Here is a 13,834-nt window from a genome sequence, read left to right as displayed (position 1 = left end):
CGTCATGACCGACCCGAATACCCGGACCCCGTCGGAAGAGCCGATTGTCAGGCTGATACCCGCCGCGGCGCCGCCGGCCGCGCCACCGCCGGCCGCCCCACCGCCGGCCGCGTCCCCGGCGCTTCTGCGTGTTGATGAGGTGGCGCTTCACGACGAGCGCGATTCTTACGCCGTCACGGCGCTGGCCGATATCATCGACCGCTCGCTGCACGCCGGTATGGCGCGTCTCACCATGGGGCTGTCGCCGCAGGCCTTGGTCCATGCCTATCTCGATTGGGCGACGCATCTTGCCGGCGCGCCCGGCAAGCGTCTGCAGTTGGTCGAGAAGGCGGCGCGCAAGTCTTCTCGCTTGGCGCTGCACTGCGCGCAGAGCATGACGCGGCGCGAGCCGGTCGGGGCGTGCATCGAGCCGCTGCCGCAGGACCACCGCTTCGAAAGCGAGGCGTGGCAGCATTGGCCTTACAACCTGATTTATCAGTCGTTTCTGTTGCAGCAGCAGTGGTGGCACAACGCCACCACCGACGTGCGCGGTGTCAGCCAGCAGAACGAACGTATCGTCGAATTCACGTCGCGCCAGATCCTCGACATGGCGTCGCCGTCGAACTTTATCCTGACGAATCCCGAGATCATGAAGCGAACGCTCGAGTCCGGCGGCGCCAACCTCGTCACCGGCTTCCAGAACATGATCGAGGATTGGGAGCGCCGGATCAGCGGCAAGAAACCGGTCGGCTGCGAGAACTTCGTCGTCGGCCGCGATGTCGCGATTACGCCCGGCAAGGTGGTCTATCGCAACCGCCTGATCGAGCTCATCCAGTACGCGCCGACGACCGAGACAGTGCGGCCTGAACCGATCCTGATCATCCCGGCCTGGATCATGAAATACTACATCCTCGATCTGTCGCCGGAGAATTCGATGGTGAAGTACCTGACCGCGCAGGGCTTCACCGTCTTCATGATCTCGTGGAAGAATCCGGACGAAAACGATCGCGATCTCGGGATGGAAGAGTATCGCACGCTCGGCGTCATGGCTGCGCTCGATGCCGTCAATGCCATCGTGCCGTCGCGCAAGGTTCACACGGTGGGGTACTGCCTCGGCGGCACTCTGCTGTCGATCGCGGCCGCCGCCATGGCGCGCGACAACGACGATCGTCTGCAATCGATGACGCTGCTTGCGGCGCAGACGGATTTCACTGAAGCCGGCGAACTGATGCTGTTCATCAACGAGAGCCAGCTTGCCTTCCTCGATGACATGATGTGGGAGCAGGGCTTCCTCGATACGTCGCAGATGGCCGGCGCCTTCCAGATGCTGCGATCGAACGATCTGGTCTGGTCGTATCTCGCGCGCAACTATCTGATGGGCGAGCGCGAGCCGATGACCGATTTGATGGCGTGGAATGGCGACGCCACCCGCATGCCCTATCGCATGCACTCGCAGTATCTGCACCGGCTGTTCCTCGACAACGAATTGGCCGAAGGCCGCTATATGGTCGGCGACAAGCCGATTGCACTTGCCGATATCCGCGTTCCGATTTTCGCCGTCGGTACCGAGCGCGACCACGTGGCGCCATGGCGGTCGACCTACAAGATCCACCGGCTGACCGAGACGGAAGTCACCTATCTCCTGGCTTCCGGCGGGCACAATGTCGGCATCGTCTCCGACCGGCGTCGCGCCGGCCTGCATTATCGCGTCACCACAACCGCCAGCGATGCCCTCCATACCGACCCCGACACCTGGTTCTCCGCCGCACCGGCCAAGTCCGGCTCGTGGTGGCCGGACTGGCTCGCCTGGCTGCAGGCGCGATCCGGCGACCCGGTGTCGCCGCCGGCTTTCCCGGCTGGCGAGGTGCCTTTGCCGGATGCGCCGGGCCGCTACGTCCTGGCGGCCTGACCGGAGCCGCCGACCGGGCCAGTAGCCTGTTGATAAACAAGGCGAACTAACCGTCCACACGGTTCGCCGGCGGGGCCGGTTTGCCTTGCTTCGGGGGCCTCCATCCTTTATCCGAGGGTGGACCTGGCCGGCACCGCCCGGCGTCAGTGTCCGGACGCTGACGCGGAGATAAAGCTTCTATGGCGAATGTCGTGGTTGTCGGGTCGCAGTGGGGCGACGAAGGCAAGGGCAAGATTGTCGACTGGCTGTCGCAGCAGGCCGACGTCGTTGTGCGATTCCAGGGCGGCCATAATGCCGGCCATACCTTGGTGATCGGCAACGCCACCTACAAATTGTCGTTGCTGCCGTCCGGCGTCGTGCGCGAAGGCAAGCTGTCGGTCATCGGCAATGGCGTGGTGATCGACCCCGAAGCGCTGCTCAAGGAAATTGCGCAGCTCGGCTCGCAGGGCGTCAAGGTGACGCCGGAGACGCTGCGCATCGCCGAAAACGCCGTGCTCATTTTGCCGCTGCATCGCGACCTCGAGGCGATCCGCGAGAACTCCTCGGCGCGCATCGGCACGACCAAGCGCGGCATCGGCCCGGCTTATGAAGACAAGGTCGGCCGCCGCGCCATCCGCTTCATGGATCTCGCCGATCTGCCGGCGCTTGGCGACAAGATCGATCGCCTGCTGGCGCATCACAACGCGCTGCGCCGCGGCAATGGTCTGACCGAGATCGACCCGAAGGATCTCTACAATCATCTCGCCGCGTTGGCCCCGAAAGTGCTGCCTTACATGGATTCCGTCTGGCGGCTGCTTGACGGCAAGCGTCGCGAAGGCAAGCGCATCCTGTTCGAAGGTGCGCAAGGCGCGCTGCTCGACATCGATCACGGCACCTACCCCTATGTGACGTCGTCGAACACGGTGGCGGGGCAGGCGGCGACCGGCTCAGGTCTCGGACCGAACGCCATCGATTACGTGCTCGGCATCACCAAGGCCTATACGACGCGTGTCGGCGAAGGTCCGTTCCCGACCGATCAGATGCATAACGAGATCGGCAAGATGCTCGGCGAGCGCGGCCGCGAGTTCGGCACGGTCACGGGCCGCGCACGCCGCTGCGGCTGGTTCGACGCCGTGCTGGTGCGCCAGACCGTCTCGACCTGCGGCATCAACGGCATCGCGCTGACCAAGCTCGACATCCTTGACGGCTTCGACGAGGTCAAGGTGTGCGTCGGCTACAAGCTCGATGGCCGCGAGATCGACTATCTGCCGGCGGGCGAGCACGCCCAGGCGGCGGTCGAACCGATCTACGAGACCATCGACGGCTGGAAAGAGCCGACCGCGGGCGCCCGGTCATGGGCGCAATTGCCGGCGCAGGCGATAAAATATGTCCGCCGAATCGAGGAACTGATTGGCTGCCCGGTGGCTCTGTTATCGACCAGTCCCGAGCGCGACGATACGATTCTGATGACCAACCCGTTCGAGACCTGAACCAGGATCTGACCGCCCAAGCACACAACCTCGCGCCTTACAAAACGCGCAAAGCAGGTTCCATTAACACGCAATGGCCGATTACTACCCCCTGATTGCCCGCGCCGTCGCAGGCCTCGACAAGAACACCGGCGAAAACCGCCGCGCCTTGTATGAGCGCGCCCGCGCGGCGTTGGTCAATCAGTTGCGCGGCGTCGATCCGCCCCTCGATGAGGCCGACATCACGCGCGAGCGGCTCGGCCTGGAAGAGGCGATCCGTCGTCTGGAGGCCGAAGCGGCGAAGACGATTCGCGAAGAATCGACGGTGGCGGAGGCGGCCTCGCCCTCGCTGCGCGACCAGGCGTTGCGGGATTTTCGCCATACCGTCGCCGAGGCGGAAGGTCTTGGCGAAGCGAGCCACGAAGCCAACCGGACAGCGCGCGAGACCTATCAGGGTTTCGAGGATCATGCGGCGGCGGACGAGGCCGGTGCGGCGCCAGCCGATCTGCAGGCTCACGTCGATGCCATTCCGGACGAGCGTCCCGTCGAGCCGGCGTCGCATTATTTCGAGCCGCCGGAGGACGATCAAGCCGTCGCGGCGGATGTCGAGGAAACCGATCGCGAGCGGGCGGAAGAACACGCCGCGCCGTTATCCGAGCGGGCGCAATCCGAGCCCGCCTATGGCCGCGCCCGGACGGGCTTGCCGCCGCCGCCGGCCTCTCACGACGAAGACGACGCCGAATACGGCCGGCCAGCGCGCTCGTATGGGCGGATCGTCAAGGTCGCGGTCGTGCTGTTGCTGATCGCGGCCGTCGCCGCGGCCGGTTACTGGCAGCGCGGCGCGCTCGTCGATGGCTACAAGTTGGTGATGGCGAGCCTGAGCCGCTCGAGCACGACGACGCCGACGACGACGGCGCCGAAAACGGCGGAGGCACCCACCGGCCGCCCCAAAATCACCGACCGCATCGGCGCCACGAACGATTCGACGGCGACGCCGGCGACCGCGCCCGCCGCGGCGGTGGCGCAGAAGGTCGTGCTCTATGACGAAGATTCATCGGATCCGCAGGGCAAGCGTTATGTCGGGTCGGCGGTGTGGCGCACCGAGACGGTGTCGCCGGGTGCCGGTCTGGCTCCTGAGCTCGCCATCCGCGCCGATGTCGAGATCCCAGAACGGCGAATGCGGATGACGTGGTCGCTACGTCGCAACACCGACAAGGCCCTGCCGGCCAGCCACACCATCGAGATCATGTTCACCCTGCCGTCCGACTTCCCCGAGGGCGGCATCGCCAATGTTCCGGGAATTCTAATGAAGCAGAACGAGCAGGCAAGGGGCCTGCCACTCGCCGGCTTGTCGGTAAAGGTGACGAACAACTACTTCCTCATTGGCCTGTCGGCCGTCACCGTCGATCAACAGCGCAATGTCGAATTGCTCAAGGATCGAGACTGGTTCGACATCCCGATCGTCTATACCAGCGGCAAGCGCGCCATTCTGGCTGTAGAGAAGGGCACGCCCGGCGCCCGGGCTTTTGCCGAATCCTTCAAGGCCTGGGGCGAGTAGCGCGCGGCGCGATCATTGACGTTTGAGATACAACGTAACGGCGGGGCTCAATGCCCCGCCGTTGTTTTATGCGCTGCCTACTTGCGCCACGGGAATAGCGCCGCGGGGAAATCCGCTGCGGGGCGCCTGACGCGCTGGCTGTCGTCGCGGTAGGTGGGCTGCGGGCTTTCGTCGGCGACCACCAGCTTGCGATAGAGATGCCAGGTCGCGTGGCCGAGGATCGGCATCACCACAGTGAGGCCTATGAAGAACGGCAGCGAGCCGACGAGCAGCAATGCGGCGACGATCAAGCCCCACACCGCCATTACAAGAGGATTGGCGATCACCGCCCGGATCGAGGTGAGCAGCGCGCCGGCGGCGCCGACATCCCGATCGAGAAGCATCGGAAACGACACCACGGTGAGCGTGAATGCTACCGCGGCGAAGATGAGCCCGACGATGTTGCCGACGATGATCAGATTCCAGCCGGGTTCGGTGGTCAGAACCGCACTGATGAACGCGGCGATCGAAGCCGGCGGCTTGTAGCCGAAATTGTCGATGTAGATCGCATTGGCCGCCGCCATCCACAGCCCGAACAGCAGCGTCAGCAACAGCCCGAGCACGACGATGCCGCCGATCGACGACGACCGGAACACGTCAAAGGCGTGCGAGGCCGATGTATCGAGACCTTGTTCGCGCCGCCGGCTGAGCTCGTAGAGACCAAGCGCGGCGAGCGGGCCAACCAGCGCGAAGCCGGTTGCCAGCGGATAAAGCAGCGGCAGCACCGAATAGCCGAAGGCGAGGCGTGCCGCGATGAGGCCGATCAGTGGGTAAATGACGCAGAGGAAAATCGCGTGCGTCGGCATGGCGAGGAAATCGTCCGCGCCCTGTGACAGGGCGTCTTTGAGATCGGCGAAACCAATGCGGCGTATCGTAGGAGCAGCAGAACCATCAGCCGCACCGACAATCAGATGGGAATGAGCCATGCGCGCCTCCTGAAGCGTGTTCAGGCTGCCGTGGCACGTTTCGACCCTGGCCAAGTTTTCTGCGGCCGCGGTCACGCCACGAGCCTGTCAGGCAGTCTAACACGGTCCGGGCCGGAACTGGTTCACGATTTCGCGCGCGATCCGCGCGGTTTTCAGACTATGCCGCAGCGCAGATGAACCCGTCGCCCTTGCGTCTGATTTTGCCGACGGACGGCGAGGGGAAATGCGCGGTGCAACACAGCGTATCGGTGTCGCAATAGCGTTCGAGAAAGCTACGGCGGGTTGTTGCGGCCTGCGCCGGGTCAACGTCGAACTTCACGGACATCTCGGGATAGAGCGTTTGGATCGGGGAATGCATGAGATCGCCGGAAAACACGGCATCGTCCTTGCCGCGACCGAAAGCGAAGGCGGCGTGGCCCGGCGTGTGGCCAGGCGTCGGCAGGATGCGGACGTGGTCGCCGATTTGGTGGTCGTTACCGACGACCTCGTGCCTTTTGGCTTCGACGACCGGCAGCACGCTGTCGAGGAACGTCGGCACGGGAGCCTTGGCGTTCTGCCCGGACCAATAGTCGAATTCCTGCCTGGAAAAGACGTAACGGGCTTTTGGAAAGGTCGGAACCCAGCGGCCGTTCACGAGGCGGGTATTCCAGCCAACGTGATCGGCGTGCAGGTGCGTGCACATCACGAAGTCGATGTCGTCGACGGCAAGTCCGGCGGCGGCGAGCGCGCGCATATACGTGTCGTCAGTCTTCATATTCCACATCGGCCGCGTTCTCGGCTTGTCATTGCCGATACAACTGTCGATCAGGATGGTGTGATGCGGCGTCTTCACCACGTAGGAGTGGAAGGAAAGAATGAGCGTGTCACGGTCATCCAGCGCCTTTGCCTGCCGCATCCATGCGCGGTTCGCGTCCAGTACGTCCGCCGTTAGACCCGGCATCATCTCCAGTGCCGGCAGAAAGGTGGTCTCCTGCTCCACAATTCGATGGATGGTGAGGTCACCGACCGCGAATGTGAGGCTCATGAGAACTCCGGAGATTTACGCCGGCAGCGGCGAGAGACTGACCGAGTCAGGGTATCCTGACTCGGTCGATTTGCCGATGCATCACTGAACGCGGCGGATTTCGCCGGCGGCGCGTGCCAGGATCTCGACGACCTTGGATTCGGCATCGGCGTCGTTCTCGAGACGCTCGACGGCGGTGTCCCGCAGATTGTCGAGAGCGGCGCGGACGAGTTGCATACGGCGCCAACGCTTGTCGTCGCGCTGGTCGCCCTCTTCGCGCGCCCGCATTCGCTGGGCTTTTTCGCCGATGAAGGCGAGACGCTTCATTACCGCTTCGACCAGATGGCGGTTCTCGTTGAGGTGCGAACGTCCGTCTTCGGTGATGGTGTAGAGCTTTTTGGCGCCCTCGGGTTGGGATGTGAGGTAGCCGACTTCCTCTAGATAGGTGAGGGTCGGATAGACGATGCCGGGGCTGGGCGAGTACCAGTCGGCGGTCTTTTCCTCGAGCGCCTTGATGATGTCGTAGCCGTGGCGAGGTTGCCCGTCGATCAGTGCCAGCGCCAGGAGGCGAAGATCGCCTTGTGCCAGCATACGGCCGGCGTGCATGAGATCGTCGCCGCCGCCCGACCCGCCGAAGCCGTGACGGCCTGGACCGTGGCGATGTCGGCCGCGCCCGTGCCGGCCCGCAAATTCATGGCCGCAGCGTCCTTCTTGACGTTCATGACGATGTCCAAACATGGAAACTCCTTTCAGTTCAATATGATACATCTTTGACATAGAAAGATATATCTTTAGATGGCTCTTAGATACGACAGTCGGAAACATATCGCAAGATATATCTTATCAGAAGTGGTTGTTTTCAGCGGCCGGATTGGATTGCCGGGGCGGGAGGTTGACTTGGGTCAATGCGGCTCACGGTGCCCGCGGTAATTTACAATTTAAGTTCGTTTTATAGCGACGACGGGAGGACCGTATGGCGATGACTGCGACGGAGACCCAGAAGGCGCCGCTCAGGACATTTCTCGATTGGTGTCGTCGCCTGTTCGCCACGCCAATGCCGCTCGACGACAGGGAAACGGCCCAGATTGCCGCCGATGTCGGTCTGTCAGTCTCCGACCTTACGCGAGTCAATAACCTGGGCCCTCATGCGGCGGACCCGATGGTTGAGCGGCTGGCTTCTATGGGGCTAGACCCGCAGGACGTGGCTCGAGTCGAGCCGGCGGTCTTCCATGATCTCCAGCGCGTCTGCTCATTCTGCGACGAGAAGAAACAGTGTCAGCATGAACTACGTCGCGATCCTGACGGTACCGAGTGGAAGACCTATTGCCCGAACATGCCGACCTTCGAAGCGCTGAAGGCGGAACGGCATTCGGATCATTGAGGCGAACGTTAAGCCGACGTCGCGACTACTGCTTTTTCTTGCGAGCTTTGCTGGTTCGCTTCCTGGCCGGCGCGCGTTTCGTGGCCGCCTTGGCGCGCTTCACGGCTCGTTTTGCCGAGCGCTTGGGACCAGCCAGCGATCGTTTTACCGAAGCGATGCGCGGCTTCAATTCGGCGATGATGTCTTCGGCGCTGTCGATTGTCTTTTCCACCGACCGAATAAAGCGGCGTTGGGCAACGGCCGGCGATGTCTTGGTGCCGGTGACGAAGCGCTTGTACTGCTGGCGTACGGCCCGCATCAGTAGATCGAGCTGACGCGCCGCCTGATGTTCGACATCAGTAATGACTTTCGGAGTTTTCATGGCAGGCCCCTGGTTCCGCCAGACAATCGCCGGGAACCCTTAAAGTTCCAACGGAAAGCCTTGGCGCGAGTAGGGCGTAAAAAAGCCGGGCTTTTCAGCCCGGCTTTTGCGTTGATGTGGGGTCGCCGACTTTTAGTGCATCGCGGCCGAGGCCACTTGCGCCTGCGGCGTGACCTTCGGCGTCTCGAGCGTCGAGATCGAGTTCTTCACCGCCTTCTGCACTTTCTCAAAGGCACGAACTTCGATCTGGCGCACTCGCTCGCGGGACACGCCAAATTCGGCGGCCAGATCCTCGAGGGTAACCGGATCGTCGGCGAGCCGCCGCGCTTCGAAGATGCGGCGTTCGCGGTCATTGAGCACGTCAAGCGCGCCGATCAGCGCCTTGTGGCGGTTATCGCTTTCCTCGCTGTCGGCCAGGATACGTTCCTGACTCGGCGCGTCGTCGACCAGCCAGTCCTGCCACTCGCCCGACTCGCCATCGTCGCGGATCGAAGCGTTCAGCGAGGCGTCGCCGCCGAGGCGGCGGTTCATATCGACCACGTCCTGCTCGGTAACGCCGAGCTGGGTGGCGATGACCTTGACCTGGTCGGGCCGAAGGTCGCCTTCCTCAAGCGCGGAAATCTTGCTCTTGGCCTTGCGCAGGTTGAAGAACAGCTTCTTCTGGTTGGCTGTGGTGCCCATCTTCACGAGCGACCACGAACGCAGGATGTATTCCTGGATCGCCGCCTTGATCCACCACATCGCATAGGTGGCCAGACGAAAGCCCTTTTCCGGCTCGAAGCGCTTGACGGCCTGCATCAGGCCGACGTTGCCTTCGGACACGACCTCGGAAATCGGCAGGCCATAGCCGCGGTAACCCATCGCAATCTTGGCGACGAGACGCAGATGGCTGGTAACCAATCGGTGGGCGGCATCACGGTCCCCGTGCTCGCGCCAGCTTTTGGCGAGCATGTACTCTTCCTGCGGTTCCAGCATGGGAAACCGACGGATTTCTTCGAGGTAACGTGAAAGACCGGCTTCGGCACTGAGTGCCGGTATTGCAGCAGAACGGGCCATAAGCGCCCTCCATGTAAATGCCCCCGACAGGTCGGCAGGCGGTTGTCACCGTCGCTCCCCGAGCCGACGGTGCGCATCCGAGTTGCGGTCGCTCTCTCCAACGAACGCAGATGCAGCATACTGGTTCACGACGGGCAGCGGAAGCATTCCGCCGTCACGTCAGCGTGACCCCGCTGTGTCTAGCTAAGGGGCTGATTGGGCTTGAGAATACGGAATGCGGGCATCCTGTCGCACGGTCCTGGACCGGACCGGGGACCACGGTAACGCCGCAATTGACAGCGCCGTTTCGAGCAAAACAGGCGATCGCGAAGATACTTCTGGATGTGAGGTAGTCACGTTCTCCGATATGGGGCCCGCCCGGCCTTTTTCAAGAGCCACGGGGTTAGGTGCTTTCGCGCAGGCAGCACGCCAACCGCTCCATATCCATCGGCAGCGGGGACTCGAAACGCAGCCGGTCACCGCTTCGCGGGTGGATAAAGCCGAGGATCGCCGCGTGCAAAGCCTGCCGCCCGAGGGCGATGAGCGCTTCGCCGGCCGCGGGCGTTAGTCGCGCGACCTTGGTCTTGAAGCCAGTGGCGTAGGTCTCGTCCCCCATGATCGGATGGCCGATGTGTGCCAGATGCACGCGAATCTGGTGGGTGCGGCCGGTCTCCAACAGGCATTCGATCAGGCTGGCGACCGGTTTGCCGTCCGCCCCCGAATAAATTTCGCGAAGCTCCCAGTGGGTCACGGCTTCGCGGCCGCCCGTCCGCACCGCCTGCTTTTCCCGGGTGTGTGGATGCCGATCAAGCGGCGCGTCGATCGTTCCGCGCGGCCGCTCCGGCGCGCCCCACGCCAGCGCAAGATAGCCACGCTCGAGTTCGCTTTCGAGCTTGTCGGCAAATTGCTTCGACAGCGCCCGGTGCGTCTGGTCGTTCTTGGCGACCACCATCAGCCCTGTGGTGTCTTTGTCGAGGCGATGCACGATGCCGGGACGCTTGACACCGCCGATGCCGGAGAGACTGTCGCCGCAATGCGCGATCAGGGCGTTGACCAGCGTGCCGGTGGCGTGACCCGCGGCGGGATGCACCACCAGGCCCGCCGGCTTGTCGATAACGATGAGGTCGTCGTCCTCATAGACGATGTTGAGGGGAATATCTTCACCAGCCGGTTTGGCGTCTTCCGGTGGCGGCAGCGTCACGGTGATGGCGTCGCCGGATTTGACCTGCGCCGAGGGATCAAGGATGGTGCGCGCCGTTTCGTGCGCGGCTTGCTGCACGGTCACCTGGCCATCGAGTATGAGCGCCTTGAGCCGCGATCGCGACAATGCCGGGAGGCGTGCCGCGAGCAGGCGGTCGAGCCGGGTGCCTTCATCCTCGGCGGCGACGCTGACTGTTTCGGTGACGCTGTCCATCGTGTCTTGAACTGAACCTGAAATCCGGTGAGCCGATGCCCGACCCTCAGCCCCTTGAGCCCGATCAGGCGGCCGCCATCGCCAAGGTGCGTCGGCTGATGCTGATCGCTTCGGTGACGACCGTGGTCGCCATCGGCGCGGTGTTCGGAGCCATCGGTTACAAGGTTTTCAAGGCGGGGGACAGCCCTGCCGCCGGGCCTGGCCCAACCGCGCCCGGGGCGATCATCGAGGTGAGCGATACGCTGCCGGCCGGCGCCAAGGTGGTCTCGACCGCAGTGGGCGAAGCCCAGATCGTGGTTACGGTCGATGTCGGCGGCGCGACCGAAGTGCGCACCTATGATCCCGATACGCTGAAGCCGCTCGGCCGGCTGCGGCTTGCGCCCCAGCCCTAGGCCGGAACGGCTTGCACTGCCGGCGGATCGCGGCTATCTCCGGGGCCATCGGAAGTTTCCGTGGCCCTACGCTCCCTTCGTCTAGCGGCCCAGGACGTCGCCCTCTCACGGCGAAAACAGGGGTTCGAGTCCCCTAGGGAGCGCCAATCAATAAAATCAATAGCTTAGACGATCAGTTAGCGGCATTAGTGGCAGACGCTAGCGGCAGTTCTGTGGGTTGGATTTTCTAATTTCAGTGCGCCTGCTCTTAAGCTCCCAAATCGGAATAGTGGTGGCTAGTCAGCTCCTCTTGTCGTGCTTTCACGGGTTGTGATTGCGCCGCCGGGAGTAGTACAGGTTTGATTGGCTAGGCGCCGCGCGGGCGGGCGCCGATCAATGGCAGGGCCGGGTCAGGGGTAATGGCGGAAACGCCTGAACAGAAAGCACGACGGGAAATCGACGCCGATCTGGCAGCGGCTGGGTGGATTGTCCAGGATAAGGACGACATTGACCTGACTGCCGGGCGCGGAATTGCCGTGCGCGAGTTCTCATTGAAGTCCGGCTACGGCTTCGCCGACTACCTGCTATATGTCGATCGTAAGGTCGCAGGGGCGATCGAGGCGAAGGCGCAAGGCACACTGACGGGCGTCGAGGCCCAGTCGGCCAAATATGCCGCCGGCCTTCCAAACAATTTGCCGGCGCACCGCCGTCCGCTCCCATTCCTTTTTGAATCGAACGGTGCGTTGACGTTCTTCACAAATGGCCTCGATCCGGTTCCGCGCAGCCGCCAGCTATTCAATTTTCCCCGTCCGGAGACGCTGGCCGATTGGACCGCACAGCCGGCGCCGCTTCGGGCCCGACTCAATAATATGTCGCCGCTCGACGAGGCGCAGCTGTGGGGCGTGCAGGCACGGGCTATCCGCAATCTCGAAAAGTCATTAGGTCGAGCCGACCCCCGCGCCCTGGTGCAGATGGCGACCGGGTCGGGCAAGACTTTCACCGCGGTCAATATCGCCTATCGGTTACTCAAATTCGCCAATGCAAAGCGCGTGCTCTTCCTTGTCGATCGCGGCAACCTCGGCAAGCAAACCGAGGACGAGTTTGCCAACTTTGAGCCAGTCGATGATCCGCGGAAATTTCCCACGCTATACACGGTGCAGCGGCTCAAAACGAACTCGATTAATCCGGCCGCGAAGGTAGTCATCACCACCATTCAGCGGCTCTATTCGATGCTCAAGGGCGAAGCCGAATTCGACGCCGGCAACGAGGACGGCTCGGCATTCGACACGGCAAAGCCGTGGCAGGGCGCGCCGCCGGATGTGGTTTACAATGCCGGCATTCCGCCTGAGTTCTTCGACTTCATCATCGTCGACGAATGCCATCGCTCCATTTACGAGCTATGGAGCCAGGTGCTGCTCTATTTCGATGCCTTTACCATCGGACTCACTGCGACTCCGGCTGGCAAGACCATCGGATTCTTTAACCAGAATCTCGTCATGCAATATGGCCACGACGAGGCCGTCACCGATGGCGTGAATGTCGATTTTGACGTTTACCGCATTCGCACGCGCATCACCGAACAAGGGGCGACCATCGCCGCCGGCGATACCGGCGTATATGTGGACAAACGCCATAAGCTGACGCGGCGCGAGCGTCTGGAATTCCTCAATCAGGATTTGACCTATACGTCGAACCAGCTCGACCGCGACATAGTTTCGGAAAGTCAATTACGCACAGTGTTGCAGCAGTTTCGCGACAAAGTGCTGCCGGAGGCGTTTCCCGGACGACGCGAAGTGCCGAAAACTCTGATCTTCGCCAAGGACGATTCACATGCTGACGATATTGTCCGCATCGCGCGCGAAGTCTTCGCTGAGGGCAACGAATTCTGCCAGAAGATCACCTATCGCACCGGCTTCACCAAAGTCGTCAAAATCGTCAAAAATGAAGACGGCACCGAGTCGGAGGTCACCGAGTGGGTGAAAACCTCAAGTTTGAGCCCGGATGAAATTCTCGCAAATTTCCGTAACAGCTTTTTCCCGCGCATCGCGGTGACGGTGGACATGATTTCGACTGGCACCGACGTTAAACCTATCGAGTGCGTGTTCTTCCTGCGCAACGTGAAGTCGGCCGGCTTCTTCGAGCAGATGAAGGGCCGCGGCGTGCGGGTGATCTCGCCCGACAAACTGCGCACTGTGACGCCTAGCGCCCGGATCAAGGATCGCTTCATCATCGTCGATGCCGTGGGCGTGTGCGAGGAGGACAAGACCGATTCAAGGACGCTCAACCGCCAGCCCTCGGCGACGCTGGAGCAATTGCTCAACTACGTTGCCCAAGGGGGCACCGACGTCGATGCGCTGACCACGCTCGCGGGTCGAATCTCACGGCTGCAACGGGACTTCAGCGCCGACCA

The 13,834-nt window shown here is 62.7% G+C and carries 12 protein-coding genes, 1 tRNA gene and 1 pseudogene; 7 read left to right on the top strand and 7 right to left on the bottom strand.

The features are described from left to right. Positions 1–4: 4 nt before the first annotated feature. From ASD45_RS15095 to ASD45_RS15085, 3 genes are all read left to right on the top strand, one after another. Positions 5–1,888, top strand: coding sequence for an alpha/beta fold hydrolase (locus tag ASD45_RS15095; protein WP_082540860.1), 1,884 nt, complete (start codon positions 5–7; stop codon positions 1,886–1,888). Between the two features lie 179 nt (positions 1,889–2,067). After that, positions 2,068–3,357 carry an adenylosuccinate synthase gene (locus ASD45_RS15090; protein WP_056912233.1) on the top strand — a complete coding sequence of 430 codons (1,290 nt, stop codon included), beginning with the start codon at positions 2,068–2,070 and terminating at the stop codon, positions 3,355–3,357. Between the two features lie 73 nt (positions 3,358–3,430). Next, the gene (locus tag ASD45_RS15085) at positions 3,431–4,894 is read left to right on the top strand and encodes a hypothetical protein (RefSeq protein WP_056912232.1); all 1,464 of its coding nucleotides are present in this window, start codon (positions 3,431–3,433) and stop codon (positions 4,892–4,894) included. 77 nt (positions 4,895–4,971) lie between these two features. On the opposite strand, the gene ASD45_RS15080 is transcribed toward ASD45_RS15085, so the two are convergent. From ASD45_RS15080 to ASD45_RS24035, 4 genes are all read right to left on the bottom strand, one after another. Beyond that, complete coding sequence (locus tag ASD45_RS15080; RefSeq protein WP_056912805.1) at positions 4,972–5,859, bottom strand: DUF2189 domain-containing protein; 888 nt, start codon at positions 5,857–5,859, stop codon at positions 4,972–4,974. Between the two features lie 157 nt (positions 5,860–6,016). Then, positions 6,017–6,883, bottom strand: coding sequence for an MBL fold metallo-hydrolase (locus tag ASD45_RS15075; protein WP_056912231.1), 867 nt, complete (start codon positions 6,881–6,883; stop codon positions 6,017–6,019). A gap of 81 nt (positions 6,884–6,964) precedes the next feature. After that, positions 6,965–7,468: a PadR family transcriptional regulator gene (locus tag ASD45_RS15070; RefSeq protein ID WP_244485387.1), complete on the bottom strand. Its 504-nt coding sequence runs from the start codon at positions 7,466–7,468 to the stop codon at positions 6,965–6,967. Beyond that, positions 7,411–7,596 (bottom strand): hypothetical protein, encoded by a 186-nt coding sequence (locus tag ASD45_RS24035; protein WP_244485385.1) that lies wholly within the window; start codon positions 7,594–7,596, stop codon positions 7,411–7,413. The genes ASD45_RS15070 and ASD45_RS24035 overlap by 58 nt, the downstream gene beginning before the upstream one ends. A 239-nt stretch (positions 7,597–7,835) precedes the next feature. On the opposite strand from ASD45_RS24035, the gene ASD45_RS15065 reads away from it, so the two are divergent. Next, positions 7,836–8,243 carry a hypothetical protein gene (locus ASD45_RS15065; RefSeq protein WP_056912230.1) on the top strand — a complete coding sequence of 136 codons (408 nt, stop codon included), beginning with the start codon at positions 7,836–7,838 and terminating at the stop codon, positions 8,241–8,243. Positions 8,244–8,268: 25 nt separating this feature from the next. On the opposite strand, the gene ASD45_RS15060 is transcribed toward ASD45_RS15065, so the two are convergent. The 3 genes from ASD45_RS15060 to ASD45_RS15050 all read right to left on the bottom strand — a co-directional run bounded on the left by ASD45_RS15060 (position 8,269) and on the right by ASD45_RS15050 (position 11,053). Next, complete coding sequence (locus ASD45_RS15060; RefSeq protein ID WP_056912229.1) at positions 8,269–8,604, bottom strand: hypothetical protein; 336 nt, start codon at positions 8,602–8,604, stop codon at positions 8,269–8,271. A gap of 132 nt (positions 8,605–8,736) precedes the next feature. Then, the gene (gene rpoH, locus ASD45_RS15055; RefSeq protein WP_056912228.1) at positions 8,737–9,660 is read right to left on the bottom strand and encodes an RNA polymerase sigma factor RpoH; all 924 of its coding nucleotides are present in this window, start codon (positions 9,658–9,660) and stop codon (positions 8,737–8,739) included. A 382-nt stretch (positions 9,661–10,042) separates the two neighbouring features. Next, positions 10,043–11,053, bottom strand: a complete 1,011-nt coding sequence (locus ASD45_RS15050; protein WP_056912227.1) for an RluA family pseudouridine synthase — start codon at positions 11,051–11,053, stop codon at positions 10,043–10,045. A 35-nt stretch (positions 11,054–11,088) separates the two neighbouring features. Between ASD45_RS15050 and ASD45_RS15045 the strand changes: the two genes are divergently transcribed. The 3 genes and pseudogenes from ASD45_RS15045 to ASD45_RS24210 all read left to right on the top strand — a co-directional run. Then, positions 11,089–11,445 (top strand): hypothetical protein, encoded by a 357-nt coding sequence (locus ASD45_RS15045; RefSeq protein ID WP_056912226.1) that lies wholly within the window; start codon positions 11,089–11,091, stop codon positions 11,443–11,445. 70 nt (positions 11,446–11,515) lie between these two features. After that, positions 11,516–11,591, top strand: a tRNA-Glu gene (locus ASD45_RS15040). 252 nt (positions 11,592–11,843) lie between these two features. After that, a pseudogene (locus tag ASD45_RS24210) lies at positions 11,844–12,914 on the top strand (DEAD/DEAH box helicase family protein); the annotation flags it as partial. Positions 12,915–13,834: the final 920 nt, after the last annotated feature.

The organism is Pseudolabrys sp. Root1462, from assembly GCF_001426945.1.
GTDB lineage: Bacteria > Pseudomonadota > Alphaproteobacteria > Rhizobiales > Xanthobacteraceae > Pseudolabrys.
Note: the sequence above shows the minus strand (reverse complement) of the source record. Positions and strands in the feature narration are given on the sequence as shown.